Origin of the sequence: Bradyrhizobium sp. 159 (assembly GCF_023073795.1) — a bacterium.
Lineage (GTDB): Bacteria > Pseudomonadota > Alphaproteobacteria > Rhizobiales > Xanthobacteraceae > Bradyrhizobium.
Genome location: NZ_JADPKE010000081.1, coordinates 112,185 through 128,780 on the forward strand (window position 1 = coordinate 112,185; position 16,596 = coordinate 128,780).

Below are 16,596 nucleotides of genomic sequence, written 5' to 3' on the forward strand. Positions count from 1 at the left end.
ACAGCTCGCCTTGGATCCCGTTCATTGTGGACAATCGCAGTCGTGCCGGGCCATACGGCGTGATTACGTTGGCGGCCCGATCGGGTCTTCCTTGGCGCAGCAGGCGACGACCCGCAGTGACCCGTCCGGCAAGGGCCGCTGCAGCTTCAAAGCGTTGTCCGGAGGAGCGGTCATCCAGGTCTCGACTTCCTCCGGTGTCGTCAGGATCACCGGCATCGCTTTGGGGTGGACGGCGCCAATTTCGGCGTTCGGCTCCGTCGTGAGGAACGCGTAGAGGTCGTTCGTGGTCTCGCCTTCCTTGACCTTCCGCACGGACGTCCAGTTAGTCCAGATGCCGGCGAAGCAAGCGAGGGGACGGGTCTCATCAAGCGAACCAGATATCGCCGCCTTCGGCCTTGTTGAACTCACTGAACGAGTTGAATGGCACGACGCAGCGATTTTCGACGCCGAGCCAGCGGGTCCAATGTTTGCTCTTCACGTTGCGGATGTTGGTCGTGCCGCCGTCCGGCTCCATTCTGAGCAATTCCTTGAAATCCACTGCCTTGCCCTTGGCCTGCAGCTTTTGGGCTCGTTTCTTGGTGGCGTCCATCAGTGCCTTCGATGACGACGGCATCCCCCATCGCGCCGTGGCGAGCTCGCGGCCCTCGGCTCCGTTGTGCACGATCGGTGCCTTGTAGTCGGGAAACACGCCAGGCATCGGCGCCAGATTGCCGACGTATCGGTTTACGACGCGAAACAGCGCACTAATGGCAGCCTGGTTGGTCGTGATCGAATAGATGGGGTGATTGCGGTTGCTGCTCGAAAGGCTCAGCCTGGAAGGAAGCCGGCGAGCCGGTGGCAGCAGGAGCGGGAACATGAAGCACTATGTCGGTCTGGATGTTTCGCTAAAGGAGACGGCTATCTGTGTTGTGGACGAGAATGGCGTCGTCATTCGCGAGGGCAAGGCACTTTCGGAACCGGAGGCTATTGTTGCCTGGCTCAACGAAAGCGGATTGCCCATTGTCAAGATCGGGATTGAGATTGGTGGTCTCGCTCGTTGGCTGTACAGCGAACTGCGTGCTGCCGGCTTACACGCAGTCTGCATCGATCCCCGAAGACTGCGTGGCGTGACTAAGACGATGCCGATTAAGACCGATCGAAACGACGCTCGCGCCATTGCACAGGTAATGCAGATCGGCTGGTACACCGTTGTTCATATCAAGGGTGACGGGAGCCAGGAGCTACGAATGCTTCTCAACAATCGCAAGACGCTTTTGATCAAGCAGATCGATATCGAGAACGAAATTCGCGGCGTCTTACGCGTCTTCGGCTTAAAGCTGTCTGGTCGTATATCTCAAGCGACGTTTGAGCAGCAGACTAATGAACTCACAGATGGCCATCCACGACTCGCGGCGATGCTGCGCCCAATGCTTGTGGCTCGAGCCGCGCTGCGTGAACAGTACGGCGTCTTGCACAAGATGGTACTTGAAATAGTACGCCGCGAACCGACATGTCAGCGGCTCATGACGATACCGGGCGTAGGTGCACTGACGGCAATCACGTTTCTAACAACCATTGATGACCCGGATCGCTTTCAACGCTCCCGCGATGTTGGCGCGCATCTTGGCCTTACGCCACGCAAATACGCATCTGGGGCAACCGATCGGAATGGCGCTATTTCGAGGTGTGGCGATGTGATGCTCAGGACCATACTTTATCAGGCCGCGCTTGCACTTCTAACCCGCGCCCAGCGTTGCTCCGCATTGAAAGCTTGGGGTGTAAGGGTGGCCAAGCGACGCGGGCTTCGCCGAGCGGTCGTAGCAGTCGCACGAAAATTAGCGATCGTGATGCATCGGATCTGGGCAGATGGAAGCGAGTTCCGATGGACCCGCGAGGAGGCGACCGCATGATCAATTAGCAATTCAGCGGATCCGCCGAAAAGGCAGGACGACGTCCTGCGAGGACGAGGTCGGGGTGACTGCGCTGCAACCTCTGTGCCTGCAGCACGCGCCTAATAGATAGCAGCTCCCGATCTTCGGACTACCATCGTGAGGCGCCTATGAACGTCGACCTCGTAGACAAGAGCGAGCCTCGCAGGCTGTCGGTAACGAGCTGAACCCTTGTGCCAGCAACCGCAATCAGACAAGAGATTGCACATCAATCAGGCTTCGGTTTTGGGGTGGCGAGGCTGCCAAGCCAACTGTAGCAGAGTCGCGGTCGGACGCCGACCGGCCTTCGCGCATTTGCGGCAGCGCAGCCGGCTGGCGAGATCATGCACGAAGGTGGTCGGCGGATGTTTCATAGCTGCGAGGTCGACGTCGCTCGGCGTCTTGCAGCGCGTGCACCTGATCTCAAGCCAGGGAAAGCCTCCATTCACAGCCTGATCGATGGTGGGCGACGGATCGATCGGTTCGCCGTCGCTCCACATCCGCTCATTCCAGCTTTCGCAAAGCAGCCTGTCAGCTTGCTGGACCATGGCCTCGCCCTTGGCCCGCATCTCCGCCGATTGGGCTGCCAGCATGTTGGCCATCGCGCGCGCCTTGCCGAGCTCCTTTGCCAGAGCCTTGCGATCGCCGCCCGACAGGGGCGTGGGGTGATACTTCGGGGCCATCCGGACATCCAGGCGCAAAGAGATCGGATCGCGTTCCGGAACGGGCTAGGGCGTTTCGAACGCCGGCCAGCACCCGTCTTCTTCATGTCTGCCAGTGCGCTGCAGACAGGTGTTATCGAGCAACCGGTGCGCCACGTCCTTCCAGAGCGCGTTGCCGCCATACAATCGGACCGCATCAGCGGTCTGGATTTCCACGGTCCGCTCGCAGCGGCGGCACGAGACGCGCAGCACGTGGCGTCGAATCTCGGAAAGACGTCGCTGCCGCTTCCGGGCTCGGCTCTCATCGGCGCGAGGGTCTTTCAGGACGGATTCCCAATATTCGGCCGGGAGTGGCGCATCTGGAGCCGCCGTGGAGGGGCCCGGTCTGCGGGCAGCTTCAGCGGCCAGTTTTTCCATCTGCTTCGGGGTCGGCATACGCCAGCTCGCGGGTCGATCGGTCATTCCGAATTAGAACATAACAAGAACAAAAGTCGAGTCCGTCCGCACCCTCACGAGAAAAAATCATTCAGGTGGAAGGGGTGCCATGTCGGAACCAACCTGGGTGGATCGTCTTGAATCCGGCATCAGTATCGGAGTTCCCCGCCATGGCCCCCCGCGCTAACTGGAAAGGCTTCCTGCGTCTTTCCCTCGTCACCTGTCCAGTAGCGCTCTATCCGGCAACGTCGGAATCCGAAAAGGTCTCGTTCAACCAGCTCAACCGGAAGACCGGCCACCGCATCAAGTACGCCAAGGTGGACGCTGATACCGGCGAGGAGGTCGACAACGAGGACATCGTCAAGGGCTACAAGGTCGACACCGACACCTTCATCGAGGTGACGAAGGAGGAGCTCGAGAATGTCGCGCTGGAATCGACGCGAACGATCGAGATCGACGAGTTCGTCGACCGCACCGAGATTGATCCAAGATATCTGATCCGCCCTTACTACCTGACTCCAGATGGCAAAGTCGGGCACGACGCCTTCGCCGTTATCCGCGAGACCATCCGCGAAATGAACAAGATCGCGATCGGTCGTGTGGTGCTGACCAATCGCGAGCACATCATCGCGCTGGAGCCGCTCGACAAGGGGTTGATGGGGACGCTGCTGCGTTATCCCTACGAAGTCCGGTCCGCGGATGAGTATTTCGACGAGATCCAGGACGTCAAAGTCACCAAGGACATGCTCGATCTCGCCAAGCACATCGTCAATCAGAAGGCAGGTCATTTCGAGCCGGACAAGTTCGAAGACCAGTATGAAACCGCCCTCATCGATCTCATCAACCAGAAGCGCGCCGGCAAACCTATCACCGCGAAGGCGCGTCCCCGCGGCGAGAACGTCGTCGACCTGATGGACGCGCTGCGCAAGAGCATTGGAAGAGACGCGCCGGCCGCGACAGAGGCTGCCAAAAAGCCAGGCAAAAAGCCGCGCAAGGCGGCGGCCGGGCAGAAGGAAATGCTGATGCCGATCGCAGGCAAGAAGCCGGCGAAAGAGGCCGCGGCGAAGAAACCGGCAGCCAAGCCGCAGCGCAAGTCGGCCTAGCGTCTCGTTAAGCATGCAGTGACGCCAGACGGCCGCTACTTCGTGTCCGCGGCGGGGAGCGATATGGCTGTGCTGAAAACGACTTCCAAGAGATCGAAGTTGAGCGCGGGCATTCTCGCCTACCGCAAGGGCGCTTCCGGGCTCGAGGTTCTGCTCGTTCATCCCGGCGGTCCGTTCTGGAGCAATAAGGATAATGGCGCCTGGTCCATTCCGAGGGCGAAATCGATGCCGCGGATGCTCCGGAACAGGTCGCGCGGCGCGAGTTTGCCGAAGAACTCGGCCCGAGCGCTTCTATTGGTCCGCTCCAGCCGTTGGGGGAGGTCCGACAGCGAGGAGGGAAGCGCGTCATCGCATTCTCCGGAGAAGGCCATTTTGACCCGGCCGCGCTGACCAGCAATACCTTCGATATCGAATGGCCGCCCCGAAGCGGTCGACGGCAGAGCTTTCCCGAAGTCGACCGCGCGGAATGGTTCGATATCGAGTTCGCACGGACCAAGATGCTGACCGCTCAGGTACAGCTTCTCGATCGTCTTTTGGCGATCGCCGTTGAGAGAGCTGAGAAATGACGTTCAGGATTGGAATCATTTCGGACACGCACGGCCTGTTAAGGCCCGAGGCGGAACGAGGCTTGGCGGGCGTCGATCACATCATTCATGCCGGCGACATGGGGCGTCCCGAGATCGTCGACGCGCTCCGCCGGATTGCGCCCGTCACCGCCATCCGCGGAAACGTGGACAATGGCGAGTGGGCCCGCGAATACCCCGACACGAACCTCGTGCGCCTGGCGGGAAAGTCGATCTACGTTCTGCACGACCTGAAGACGCTGCAGGACGATCTTGGCGCGGGCATCGACGTCATCGTCTCCGGGCATTCCCACGTGCCGAAGATCGATACGGTCGGTGGCGTTCTCTACCTGAATCCCGGAAGCGCGGGACCGCGGCGCTTCAAGCTGCCGATCACGCTTGCGACGCTCGATGTCACTTCTCAGGGCATGCGACCGGAAATCCATGACCTTGGAGGCGACTGAGCGCACCACCGCGCTGGGAATTCACAGCGGAGGAGGCGAATGCGTTAATTCGTTCCGTTTGCCGGTCACATTCGAAGGGAAGCGTTATTTGCGCGGACGTTCTCGCTCGCGCACGACTTCCTTCGCCCGCTTGTCGGACCGGAGCCCGAGGTAGACGGGCTGGCGCAGTTCGCCCTTGCTCGTCCACTCCGCGAACTTGACCTCGGCAACGAGCGAGGGCCTGACCCAGGTCGTGGCGGCCTCGTCCTTCACTTTGGCAGGGAACGGCGATTTAGGGGCCGTCAGCTTCACGAGCTTGCCATGCAGGTCTTCCAGGATTTTGTGGCTGAAGCCGGTGCCGACATGTCCGATATAGCGCCATGCGTCGTCTTCCCGCACGGCGAGGACCAGGGCGCCGAAGAATGGCCTGGTGCGCCTGGGTGCCGTGAAGCCGGCGATCACCACTTCCTGACGCTTTGCCGTCTTGATCTTCAGCCAATCCGCCGTTCGGCTTCCTGATGTATACGCGCTGTCGGCGCGCTTCGCCATGAGGCCTTCCAAACCCTTCCGCTCGGCATCGACGAAGAATTTCGTGCCGTCTCCTTTGCGGTGAGTGCTGAAGGCGATCAGCCTGTCGCGCGGCAGAATCGCCTTCAGCCGCTTCTTGCGCTCGAGGAGAGGCTGCCTGCGCAAGTCCACTGCGTTCTCGAACATGAGGTCGAAGGCGCAATACAGGAGCTTCGCTTCATGGCGCAGCGCGTTTTGAAGCAGCTGGAAATGTGAGACGCCGTCCTTTCCGATCGCGACGAGCTCACCGTCGATCACGGCGTCGCCCTTCACGCCCTCCAGCGCTTTAGCGATCTCGATATAGCTGCGGCTGATGATCTTGCCGTTGCGGCTGTAGAGTGCAACCTTGCCCCGCCGGATTTCTGCGATCATCCGGAAGCCGTCATACTTGTCCTCGAAAACCCAGCCGGGGTCATTGAACGGCGCGTCGGTGAGCGTGGCGAGCATCGGCTGGAGGCGCTTGGGCAAGGGCGACGTCCGGCTCATTCGAGGTCAATCCTTCGGAGCGCGTTGCGAAATGCATGGACGTCCTTCAAGGATTAGGGAATGCTTCGAGGCCGCGTCGTGTTCCGCAGGCGTCGTGGCGTGAGCACGATCGATCGCGGAGGGCGGATCGGACCGATGGCCAGAAAACTGAAGACCTATCAGACCTCGCTGGGCTTCGTCGGTCAGGCGATCGCCGCTCCCTGCATGAAAGCGGCTCTGGAAGCGTGGGGCGCAGATAGCAATCTCTTCCATCAGGGCGCGGCAAGGGAGAGCCACGATCGGGACGTCGTCGCCGCGACCATGGCAAAGCCCGGCGTCGTTCTCAGGCGCCCGGCCTGATCCGACAGATCTTCAACGACCCGACCGGAACCGAACTTACCTTTCGCGGTTTGGAAATCGTATTCAACACTAGGGAGCGCCCCATGGGAGAGCGCCGCAGAGTGAAGCAGACCTGCTCGCTTGAAGAACGAATGGCCGAACAGGCCAATAAGCTTAAAGAACGGGCGAGCCAGTTACCGGCTGGTACGGAACGTGAGAGTTTACTTAAGCGAGCCAGGATCGCCGAGACCGGCGCGCATCTAAGCGACTGGCTGACGTCGCCCGGATTGCAGCCACCCAAATAAGCCTTCGGAACGACTGTTCACTTTGGTACTCTCAGGAACATCGACACGGCACGCGGTGATTCGATGCTCCAAATGATTTTGATAATGTGCGGGATTGGGACTGCACTGGTCGGCATCTTAATCAGCGTATTTGAGTGGCGCGCATTGGTGGGCTATTGGCGCCTAAAGAGGCGCCCCCCGGCAAATTTCGACATGAAGTAAGACCGTCTCAGTTGGCGACCTCGTCGTTATTGTAGCGCGTCCTCTGTTGATGCTGTGGACGGCTCCTCCACCGGCACGAGAGTGCCAAGGTATGGGCGCCGTTTTGAGGCTCCCACGATTCGGAGGAGCAGCCTATGCAGTCAATTTCGACGATCGGTCTGGATATTGCGAAGTCGGTCTTTCAGGTGCATGGCGTCGATGCAGCCGGCCAAGTGGTCATACGCCGTCAGCTCAAGCGCCGTTTCGTGCTGTCCTTCTTTGAGAAGTTGCCACCGTGCTTAGTGGGGATCGAGGCTTGCGCGTCATCCCACTATTGGTCCCGTGAGTTGCAGGCGTTGGGGCATGCGGTGCGATTGATGCCTCCGGCCTATGTGAAGCCGTACGTCAAGCGGCAGAAGAACGACAGCACCGACGCGGAGGCGATTTGCGAGGCGGTCACGAGACCGAACATGCGGTTCGTGCCGATCAAGACGATCGAGCAACAGAGCTGTCTGATGCTTCATCGCGTGCGCCATCTCTTCATTCGCCAGCAGACTGCCGTCATCAATTCAATCCGCGCCTATCTAGCCGAGTTCGGGATCGTCGCACCCGTCGGGCGCAGGGGTGTCGAACAGCTGTTGGAAGTCGTCGCCGATCCAGCTGAACGCCGGCTCCCGGAGGTGGCCCGTGCGTGTCTTGCGGCTCTCGGCATTCAGTTGCGGGCATTGAAGGCTCAGATCCTGGAGTTCGACAGACGCATTGTCGCCTGGCATCGATCGAACGCGACAAGCAAGCGACTGGATGCGATCCCCGGCGTCGGACCAGCGCTGGCAACGGCGCTAGTCGCGAGCGTTGCAGATGCCAATGCATTCCGATCGGGGCGGGACTTCTCGGCCTGGGTTGGACTCGTGCCGAAGCAGAACTCGAGCGGAGGCAAGGACAAGCTTGGTAGTATCAGTAAGCAAGGCGATCGCTACTTACGCAGCCTGTTCACGGCAGGCGCACTCGCCGTGATCCGCTATGCCAAGATCCATGGCGCGCCGCATCGGCCCTGGCTCACAGCGTTGTTAGCGCGGCGTCCCACCAAGGTTGCCGCGATCGCGCTCGCCAACAAGCTCGCCAGGATGGCATGGGCAATGATGGCCAGGAACGAACGCTACAAGGAACCCGCCGCTCTCACGGCGTAAACGAGATCACAGCCGGATTCGGGTGTGACGTAACGGTTGGAAGGGCGAACAGCACTAATGCAGCGCCGGTCGATCCGGCGATCAGGATAACCCACATGGGCCATGGCATTTTCGAATGCGAGCTGTTGATCGGGACCTGATCCGCGGAAGGCATTATGGCCAGCGGTCATGAGTACCGCGCAAAAAGGCCGAACACATGGCTGCTTCGACCAACGCCGCAAGTGAAGATTCTCCTTGCCAACCCGGAGCCGTCCACACATGTCCCATCGCGGCATTTGATGCGGTTGAACAAAGGCGGTCGGTGTCGAGGCGGACCGGACATCGACCCAGATCTGTGAGTACCCTAGTACGCGTACTGCGGCTTGGTTCACGGCGGCGCGGTCCCGTCGATCCTCAGGAGAGAGCTCCATGACGGCCCGATGTAGCTCGGCTGGAATCGTCAGTTGGCTTTCCACGGGCTTGTTGGCCCGCTGCCAAAAGCGATCGAACGCATCCATCACAGGTCCTCCTGCAGGCCCCGGTAGAACGGGTGCCGGACCTTCCCTCGGCCGACTTCGCGCGATACTCGGTCTCGGCGAGCAGCTTTGGTTCGACCCAGATGCCCTTATGTGCGATCCGCTTCGTGTACGGTTGCGTCTTCCGGATCAGCGGCATCAGTTTCTTCTGGAGGTCAGCGGCGGACGTCTTGTCAAATCCGTGGTCGACCTTGCCCGCATAGACCAGATCGTCGCCGTTGCGGCGATCGACATCGATGCCGTCCCATTTTCCCTCGTCGAGTCAGCGATCGTCAGTGTCTCGCGCTGGATGCAGGTTTTCTTCACCCAATCGCCTGTACGCCCCTTCGGATAGGGAGCATCTCGCACCTTCGAGACGACGCCTTCCAGACCGAGTTTGCAGGCATGCGCGAACATCTCGCGTCCCTCGATCTCGAAGCTTTCGCTGAACTGGACGTCGGTACCATCGACGATTTTCCTGAGCTCGGCTTTCCTCTGGATCAGCGGCAGCTTTCGGAGAGCGCGGCCATTCAGGTAGAGCAGATCAAAGACCACCAGCACAATGCTCGTTGACTTGCCCTTGAGCTCGTTCTGCAGCACCGAGATCCGTGGTGCCGTCGGCGGCGGGGACGACGATCTCGCCGTCGATGACGGCTGAGCTCGCGCTGATCCGCCACGCGTGATGGGCGACCTTCTTGAAGCGGTGGGTCCAGTCATGGCCGCGGCGGGTGAAGACCTTCGCCGCCTCGTTGGCCAAGTGGATCTGGACCCAGTAGCCGCCGAACTGGATTTCGTGAATCCAGCGTTCTCCGGACGGCACCCTCTCGATCGAGGTGGCCAAGGACGGTTCGATGAAGCCGGGCATTGGGGCCTTCACGCCGATGGTCGCCGGTTTTCGACGCTGAAACGCCACTGAAGCACTCCACGCAACAGCTGATTCAAACTGACACAGGTCGAATCGTTCCGGAACCCGTGAATCCTTTGCTGCGTTGGTCTGCTAGCAATCCGACAGGAGGAGCCGATGGCGGCAGCGAAGAAGACGGGGCGCGGGCGCAAGCAGGACCGGGCCCGTGTGGCCGGCGGCCAAAAGTATGAAGTGGGGTACGAATCCAAGAAGACAGGACGGTCGGCGTCAGCGGTCAAGAAAGCTGTCAAAAAGGTCGGCAACAACCGGAAGCGTGTCGAGAAGCGTCTCGGACGATAAATTTTTTGCCCGCCTCAAAAGTCCAGCGCGTTGCCTAGACCTCGGGCGGGCATTCGGGGCAGGTATCGCCGATCGAGTCCAGGACCTCGGTTAGCGCGCCGGCAGCCGCCTCGGGCGAAAGGCCCGGTGGCGGATCCTGGCGGGCGATTTCGACCGCCCGCTCGCGGGCGTATGGATCGGCGCGGTCCTGCATCCAGCCGTGGTACTCACACTCGCGGATCGCGCCTGCCTCCTCCAGCACGGCCACCGCCCGCCCGCGTACCGTGCGGGTCGCCGTTCGCCTCTCCTTGGTCATCAGCATCAAAATCGCTCCTGCGCGAGGGGCGAATCCTTGCGGCCCTCAATCCGTTCCGGCTGCTAACACAGAGCAGGGATTCCAAATCGTCGGGGCAGGTGCTTTTCCACGCGTTCCGCCGCCCTGTGCATAGGCTGTAAGCTTGTCTTCCTTGTCGCGCCTCGTCTGGCAAAGGGTGTGCAGCGCCTTTGCCTCATCCCAAGCGGCGCATTGGGACACAACTTTCCTCTTCGCCGGTTGACCAGCCTACCATCTAAGGCGAGAACCTGCCGACGCAGAAACCACTCGAGAACTGGCCAAATCCAATCCGCGAGATTTGATATAGCTACAACGTCATTGGAATGCTTCGAACCTCTGTCGCTTTGATTCTCACCATTCTGTCGGGTGTGGCGCTGGCCGACGATTTTGTCGGACAGGCTAGCGTGATCGACGGCGATACGTTGGAAGTACATGGAGCGCGTATCCGGCTTTGGGGTATCGATGCACCGGAGAGCAGTCAGCTGTGCCGCGGCGAAGACAGCTTGCAATATCGTTGCGGTGCGCAGGCGGCGAACGACCTTGACGCCTTCATTGCCCGCCGTCCCGTCAATTGTGTTCCAGTCAGCCTCGACCCGTATGGCCGGACCGTCGCGACCTGCTCGGTCGCAGGCAGGGATCTCGCTGAATGGCTTGTACGGAGTGGCATTGCGTTGGATTGGCCTCAATACTCGAAGGGCAGATATCGCGAGGCTCAGCGCGAGGCTGAGCGTACCGGCCAGGGACTCTGGAAGGGAAGCTACGTCGAGCCGTGGCTCTATCGTGCATGCATCCGGGCAAGTGGGAAGCCGGCCACCTGCTCGGATGACACAAATGCCCATCCTTGATGCGGTTCCGGAGAGATGCCGATCCACAACGTGTATTGGCCTATCATCACAGGTTGGGCAGGTGGCTCTGGCGCGATTTGGGCGACTCACGCTACCCATCATTCCCAATCACCTCACTGCATAATGGGAATGAAATGGTTGCAGCAACCCGTGAATTGCCGACCTCTGGTTACGCGATTGAAGTGGACGGCCGGTTCAAAGCCGAATTTACAACCAGAGACGGCGCCAAGGCGGCTGGCGAAGAACTAAAGAAGCGTTTTCCGTTGCTTCAGATCAGGATCTACGACGCGCAGACGCATGCTCGCGAGGAAATCTAGATCGCCGGTTCGAGTCTAAGCGGAGTTCTTCCGCTTGCGCGCGTGCGGCTTTCGCCGCATCGGGCTCTCGTGGAACCGAGCCGCTTTGCGTCTCGGTAGGGTAGGCGCGGGACACCTCGACGAGGATGTCCCTACGCCTCCCCCCAAACCGTGCGGGCACTTTTCAATGCACACGGCTTTCCATACGCGCATGCTCTCGACCGGACACGGTTACACGGCATGACGGACACAGGACGATGGTCTTGCGTCGCCAACCGGACCGTTTCCAAGCCGTCAGCGATCCGCTTTGCAGGTCTCCTACGCGGCGGAGGTGATGCATCTCAAATGGTCCCCTCGTATCGCCGCACGCTTCGCATCTGCGAGCGTTGAGCCGATCGACCAGATCATTTGGGCTTTTGACCCACCACGCACCTGCCGTGACGTTGTCGACAACGGGACTCGTCCAGTAGGTTTGGGTCAGATGCTTCAGTCTCCACAGCTTGATGCTGCGAAGCTTACCACGGACCACGGAGCTGACCTCGTAGTCCGTACCCTTCCACAGACGTGCCATGGTTCTCGCTCTCGTCGTTCGATGTCGCATCGCCAGCGTCTTCACAAGGCTGCGGAACACAACAAGCTCCAACAGTCCCAAGGCGCCCTTGAAGTCATCAGCAAACGAATGGTAGTTCGCAAAACCACGGAACTCTGAGTTATAGGCGAGGACGGTTGCGACATCGCTGGTGGCCAGGAACTGCTCGCGAGGACGGCCAGTTTTTCTGGCGAGATCGCCATAGCCGTGTCGCTTGCAGAACGCGGTAACCTCCTTCCGCGGCACTCGCAGGCTGACATTCCCGGTGGTCGGCCGGCGTACCACGCGCCATGTCCGTCCGTCCGGTCCCGTGCGGTTGGATTTGCGTCCAGCCCCGTAGGATGTGTATGTCGAGATGCGATAACTGAGGAAGGTCACTCCCTTTGAAGCGGCATAGACCCCACTTTTCTCGGGCGACACCGTGAGCTTCAATGTCTGCGTCAGGAATTGTTCGACACAATCCATGATCTCACACGCTTCCCGCTTGCTCCCGATTACGCCGATGAGGAAGTCGTCGGCGTAGCGGCAGTAGCGGAGCCTCTTGAAGTTAGGGTCCATCGGATCGACGGAGGGCACTTTCCGTCTCTCCTTGTTGATGGCTTTGATCTCCGCGACTGCAGCGTCGATCTCGGCCCGATCCGCGCCGTCGGCGCGGAGCCGTTCAATTTTCCGGCGGAGACTGAGGACGCGCCGTTCCAGCGCCGCATAGCGCGGGAATGGACGTCGGTCGCGGCCTTTGTCGAAGCCCGTCTTCATCGTCTGCATGTGCTGGTCCAGCTCGTGCAGATAGATGTTGGCGAGCAGGGGCGAGACAATCCCGCCCTGTGGCGTGCCACTGTAAGTGCGTCCGTAGACCCAATCTTCCATGTAACCTGCCTTGAGCATTCCTTCGATCAGAGCGATGAACCTATCGTCATCGATCCGCTTCTTTAGAAGCCCAAGCAGAATGTCATGGTCGATGTTGTCGAAGAACCCACGCACATCCACTTCGACCAACCACTTGCAGCCCGTCCAGGTCTTCTTGATGGACTTGAGTGCGGTATGACAGGATCGTCTCGGGCGGAACCCATGCGACTCATCGAGGAACACAGGTTCGTAGATCGCTTCGAGCAGAATCCTGACCGCCTCCTGAACGAGCCGGTCTTCCACCGTTGGGATACCCAGCGGTCGTGTTTTGCCGTTGTCCTTTGGGATATAGACCCGCTGGACTGGCCGGAAGCGATAAGTGCCGTCTGCTACGCGCCTGGCGACATCGGCGAGCTTCGCCAGCGACATGCCGTCGAAGGTCTTACCATCTACACCCGGCGTCAGGGCTCCCTTGTTGCGGGAGACCTTTTCGTAGGCCCACTCGAAGAGATGCGGAGATCTCATCAGGCGGTGAAGGCCATTTACGCGCTTACCCGACCGCGACAAAGTCGGCAGTGATTCAATTCTTCTCTGGATGGTAGCGGCCTGCATCAGCAGAACCTCTCCGTCGAAGAATCTCTTCTACGCATACTGCAAATGCCGTTGTTGGCGGCATCGTCCTTCCCCCGATCGGAGGCGCTTTCGGTCCGGTCACCCGGCCTTATACGCATGATCGTCCACCTCGCGGCGGCTGTCCTGGCCATTACGCCGGGCGTTTGGGTACTATGACGGCTCCGTCGCCATACAGGTCCTCGAAAGAGCCTGCTGCAGGCGATCCCGTAGTTGCGTGTGCAGGAAGTTGCGGTGTGTTTAGGTGTCCCATTCGTCTCCTTGACCCACCGATGGTGGTCGTCCCACGCGGACTGGTGGCAGATCGCACTGGCCGGTGCGGTCTGCCCCGCGTGGCATAGCGTGTCAGCCGCGTTCGCTACGGCCAGCCCTTTGGCAACTGGAAACTGGGATTCAGGCAATACAGCTTTCACCATGCACACCTTACTCTGTGCTCTCCACCGGGCTGCGGCGCCCGATTTCGAGACGTTTCCCGGCATGCTTTGGTCCCGTTCTCCTTTCGGAGTTTCAGTCGTTTCCGACACCGGTAAGCCGGGCAAGTAAGAGCCATAACCAGCAGGCTCCATTCTTTCGAACACTCCCTTCTTCTCCACGCCTCAACGGCGCACGCCGTCCCGGCTTCGATCCCTCGCGCCAAGAGCTTCGGAGCTCCTCGCCGGGGGCACTCGGGAAAGGGGGCTCGCCTTCGGCGATCGCTATCACTGCCCCGTTCCCGGGTGCCGCTGTTAACCGGTCTCGTCGCTGCACTCGGACCAGCGTGCCCCTTCGGGTCGCTATGCTCACGCTCTCCGGGTGCCATTTTCCGCTGAGGTGATGCGCCGTTGGCGCACGCCTGATCAGGGCCTGCGGCCCTGGGCGGTCAAGGCCAAGCCCTATGATGAAATGGACGGAAGGCGGGCCGCCTCGTAGATTTCGCACTCTCTCGCGGAGAGGCTGAGAGTAAGAGTGTCGTGCGGATTTGCCGTGACGGGTTACAGGCTGCGAGAGAGGCTCGCACCGCCCGTCGCGGAGATCCGCGATGTCCAGATATTATCCTCGGGCGTGCACCGGTGAGGACCGGGCGAGCCTTTATGACGAAATCACCAACAAGATCATCGCCGAGCTGGAAGCCGGCGGAGTGCCGTGGGTGCAGCCATGGGGCTCCGCGGCGGCGAAGGCGCAATTGGCCTTGCCGAAAAGCGCCGCGACCGGTCGCCACTATAGCGGCATTAACATCTTAATCCTCTGGGCGGCCGCAACCGAGCGCGCATTCACAGGTCAGAGCTGGCTTACATTTCGCCAGGCGCTGTTGCTCGGCGGTCACGTCCGCAAGGGCGAGCGCGGCACGACCATCGTCTACGCCGATCGTTTTGTGCCGGCCGACGAAAAGCGGCGCGCGAGCGAGAACGGTGAGGAAGCGCAGGCCATTGCATTCCTCAAGCGTTTCACGGTGTTCAACAGTGATCAATGCGAGGGCTTGCCTTCCGAGATCACAACGACGGCACCGCCTCCGCCGCCAGGCCTGATCGAGCCCCGGGTCGAAAAGCTTATCAAGGCGACTAGCATCGACTTCCGGATCGGCGGCAATCGCGGCTTCTATGTGCCGGCAGAAGATTATGTGCAGGTGCCGCCACCGCAAGCCTATTTCGAGCCGATCAATTGGCATCGAACGGCCCTGCATGAGCTGGCGCATGCCAGCGGCCATCCGTCACGTCTCAACCGCGACTTGTCAGGCGGCTACGGGACCAGGAAGTACGCGTTTGAGGAACTGGTTGCGGAGATCTCGTCTGCGTTCAGTTGCGCTTCGCTCGGTATCGTGCCGACGGTGCGGCACGCCGACTATATTAGCTCCTGGCTTGAAGTGCTGCGAGAAGACAATCGCGCGATTGTGCGAGCTGCTTCACAAGCCAGCAAGGTTGCGGACTATCTCCTTGGATTCTTGCCGGAAGTTGTTGTCGACATGACGACCGAGAGAGCGGAGCAGGAGGCCGCGTAAAGATCTTGCCAGCCACTTCGGAAACGAGAGTGAGAGGGGAGATGCGGTTTTCGCGACGGGTTGGAGGCCGAGAGAGAGGCTCCCGGCCGCCCGTCGTGGAGAATCCACATGACCAAGGCTGTCCAAAAGATCACGCTGTCACCCTCGCGCGACATTCCGTTCAACAAGCTGGTGCTCAGCCAGTCGAACGTGCGGCGCGTGAAAGCGGGCGTTTCGATCGAGCAGCTCGCGGAAAGCATTGCGCAGCGCACTCTCTTGCAGAGCCTAAATGTCCGGGCTGTACTCGATGGAGAGGGTGACGAAACCGGCATGTTCGGCGGTCGGCGTTATCGCGCACTGGAACTTCTCGTCAAGCAGAAGCGCATGGCGAAGACGCAGGTCGTTCCGTGTGTCGTGCGCGAAGCCGAGGAGGAAGACCCGGCAAGGCCGTTGCTAGATCGGCTCATCATTGAACTGACGGCGCACCGTACGCTGGCATTGCGGGATGCGCTGGCCGAAAATCCTGCGATCGCGTTCCAGGCAGTGCTGCACAACTTCGTGCTGACGGCCTTTTACCGGTTTGCTTCGTCCGGGAGCTGCCTTGAGATTTGGCTGCGCACGCCAACCTTTCCTGCTCAAGCTCCGGGCTTGAGGGAAAGCGTCTCGGCTAAGGCTGTCGAGGTGCGGCATGAGGGCTGGAACGCACGGTTGCCGAAGAGCGAGAACGATCTCTGGGATGCGCTGACGGCTCTCGATGGTGGTGCACAGGCGTCGCTGTTCGCCCACTGCGCGTCCTTTGCGGTCAACGCCGTCTATCAGCCGGCCAATCGTTACAATCAGGGTCGCGTCTCAGCCCACGGCGTCCGCACGCGTCTCGACCAGGCCAACGTGCTAGCGCGCTGCCGGAGTTGACATGGTGCAGGCTGGCTGGAAGTCAACAACTACATCGGCGCGTCACTAAGCCTCGCATTCTGGAGGCGGTGCGGGAAGCCAAGGGCGAGTCGTCGGCGCAACTGATCGACCATCTGAAGAAGGCCGACATGGCCAAGGAGGCCGAGCGTCTCCTGGATGGCTCGGGCTGGTTGCCGGAGCCGCTGCGCCTCGACGATTCCAGCCCGTCTTCGGCGGAGCCGGAAGGTGAAGCGGGCCCGCTGCCAGAATTCCTCGCTGGCGAGGAGGATCCGGAGAACGGCAGCGACGAGCATCCGCAACAGCTCGACGCGGCTGAGTGACAGCATAAGGGCTGGCTCCGGCTGTCCCGCGCTTGCT

The 16,596-nt window shown here is 60.6% G+C and carries 14 protein-coding genes and 5 pseudogenes; 12 read left to right on the plus strand and 7 right to left on the minus strand.

Going from position 1 to position 16,596, the window contains the following annotated elements:
- Positions 1-63: 63 nt before the first annotated feature.
- A pseudogene (locus IVA96_RS22065) lies at positions 64-778 on the minus strand (SOS response-associated peptidase family protein).
- Between the two features lie 76 nt (positions 779-854).
- On the opposite strand from IVA96_RS22065, the gene IVA96_RS22070 reads away from it, so the two are divergent.
- Positions 855-1,889, plus strand: coding sequence for an IS110 family transposase (locus IVA96_RS22070; RefSeq protein WP_247419213.1), 1,035 nt, complete (start codon positions 855-857; stop codon positions 1,887-1,889).
- A gap of 251 nt (positions 1,890-2,140) precedes the next feature.
- Here the strand turns inward: IVA96_RS22070 and IVA96_RS22075 are convergent, their stop codons facing one another.
- Complete coding sequence (locus tag IVA96_RS22075; protein ID WP_247279086.1) at positions 2,141-2,590, minus strand: hypothetical protein; 450 nt, start codon at positions 2,588-2,590, stop codon at positions 2,141-2,143.
- Positions 2,591-2,635: 45 nt separating this feature from the next.
- Positions 2,636-3,031: a hypothetical protein gene (locus tag IVA96_RS22080; protein ID WP_247279085.1), complete on the minus strand. Its 396-nt coding sequence runs from the start codon at positions 3,029-3,031 to the stop codon at positions 2,636-2,638.
- 143 nt (positions 3,032-3,174) lie between these two features.
- Here IVA96_RS22080 and IVA96_RS22085 point away from each other — a divergent pair, with 143 nt between their 5' ends.
- The 3 genes and pseudogenes from IVA96_RS22085 (at position 3,175) to IVA96_RS22095 (ending at position 5,134) form a co-directional block, all read left to right on the plus strand.
- Entirely contained in the window at positions 3,175-4,107 is a 933-nt protein-coding gene (locus IVA96_RS22085) for a Ku protein (RefSeq protein ID WP_247279084.1), read from the plus strand.
- A 63-nt stretch (positions 4,108-4,170) separates the two neighbouring features.
- Positions 4,171-4,673: pseudogene (locus IVA96_RS22090) on the plus strand (NUDIX domain-containing protein).
- On the plus strand, positions 4,670-5,134 hold the full coding sequence (locus IVA96_RS22095) for a metallophosphoesterase family protein (protein ID WP_247419214.1): 465 nt from the start codon (positions 4,670-4,672) through the stop codon (positions 5,132-5,134). The pseudogene IVA96_RS22090 and the gene IVA96_RS22095 overlap by 4 nt, the downstream one beginning before the upstream one ends.
- Before the next feature lie 84 nt (positions 5,135-5,218).
- Here the strand turns inward: IVA96_RS22095 and ligD (IVA96_RS22100) are convergent, their stop codons facing one another.
- Positions 5,219-6,166: a non-homologous end-joining DNA ligase gene (ligD, locus tag IVA96_RS22100; protein WP_247419216.1), complete on the minus strand. Its 948-nt coding sequence runs from the start codon at positions 6,164-6,166 to the stop codon at positions 5,219-5,221.
- Between the two features lie 135 nt (positions 6,167-6,301).
- Here ligD (IVA96_RS22100) and IVA96_RS22105 point away from each other — a divergent pair.
- The 3 genes and pseudogenes from IVA96_RS22105 to IVA96_RS22115 all read left to right on the plus strand — a co-directional run.
- A pseudogene (locus IVA96_RS22105) lies at positions 6,302-6,502 on the plus strand (cell envelope biogenesis protein TolA); the annotation flags it as partial.
- Between the two features lie 86 nt (positions 6,503-6,588).
- Positions 6,589-6,789, plus strand: coding sequence for a hypothetical protein (locus IVA96_RS22110; protein ID WP_247419218.1), 201 nt, complete (start codon positions 6,589-6,591; stop codon positions 6,787-6,789).
- Positions 6,790-7,124: 335 nt separating this feature from the next.
- Complete coding sequence (locus IVA96_RS22115) at positions 7,125-8,156, plus strand: IS110 family transposase (protein ID WP_247419220.1); 1,032 nt, start codon at positions 7,125-7,127, stop codon at positions 8,154-8,156.
- A gap of 496 nt (positions 8,157-8,652) precedes the next feature.
- On the opposite strand, the pseudogene ligD (IVA96_RS22120) reads toward IVA96_RS22115, so the two are convergent.
- Positions 8,653-9,563 (minus strand): annotated as a pseudogene (gene ligD / locus IVA96_RS22120) (non-homologous end-joining DNA ligase).
- Positions 9,564-9,671: 108 nt separating this feature from the next.
- Here ligD (IVA96_RS22120) and IVA96_RS22125 point away from each other — a divergent pair.
- A complete protein-coding gene (locus tag IVA96_RS22125; RefSeq protein WP_247279081.1) occupies positions 9,672-9,854 on the plus strand; it encodes a DUF3606 domain-containing protein in 183 nt (60 codons plus the stop codon).
- A gap of 34 nt (positions 9,855-9,888) precedes the next feature.
- On the opposite strand, the gene IVA96_RS22130 is transcribed toward IVA96_RS22125, so the two are convergent.
- Positions 9,889-10,155 carry a hypothetical protein gene (locus IVA96_RS22130; protein WP_247279080.1) on the minus strand — a complete coding sequence of 89 codons (267 nt, stop codon included), beginning with the start codon at positions 10,153-10,155 and terminating at the stop codon, positions 9,889-9,891.
- A 335-nt stretch (positions 10,156-10,490) separates the two neighbouring features.
- On the opposite strand from IVA96_RS22130, the gene IVA96_RS22135 reads away from it, so the two are divergent.
- Together IVA96_RS22135 and IVA96_RS22140 are read left to right on the plus strand one after the other, a co-directional pair.
- On the plus strand, positions 10,491-11,012 hold the full coding sequence (locus IVA96_RS22135; RefSeq protein ID WP_247419221.1) for a thermonuclease family protein: 522 nt from the start codon (positions 10,491-10,493) through the stop codon (positions 11,010-11,012).
- A gap of 134 nt (positions 11,013-11,146) precedes the next feature.
- Positions 11,147-11,329, plus strand: coding sequence for a hypothetical protein (locus tag IVA96_RS22140; protein WP_247279078.1), 183 nt, complete (start codon positions 11,147-11,149; stop codon positions 11,327-11,329).
- 163 nt (positions 11,330-11,492) lie between these two features.
- On the opposite strand, the gene IVA96_RS22145 is transcribed toward IVA96_RS22140, so the two are convergent.
- Positions 11,493-13,355, minus strand: coding sequence for a reverse transcriptase domain-containing protein (locus IVA96_RS22145; protein WP_247307145.1), 1,863 nt, complete (start codon positions 13,353-13,355; stop codon positions 11,493-11,495).
- Between the two features lie 1,036 nt (positions 13,356-14,391).
- Between IVA96_RS22145 and IVA96_RS22150 the strand changes: the two genes are divergently transcribed.
- Both IVA96_RS22150 and IVA96_RS22155 read left to right on the plus strand, forming a co-directional pair.
- Complete coding sequence (locus IVA96_RS22150) at positions 14,392-15,348, plus strand: zincin-like metallopeptidase domain-containing protein (protein ID WP_247419222.1); 957 nt, start codon at positions 14,392-14,394, stop codon at positions 15,346-15,348.
- A gap of 108 nt (positions 15,349-15,456) precedes the next feature.
- A pseudogene (locus tag IVA96_RS22155) lies at positions 15,457-16,559 on the plus strand (ParB/Srx family N-terminal domain-containing protein).
- Positions 16,560-16,596: the final 37 nt, after the last annotated feature.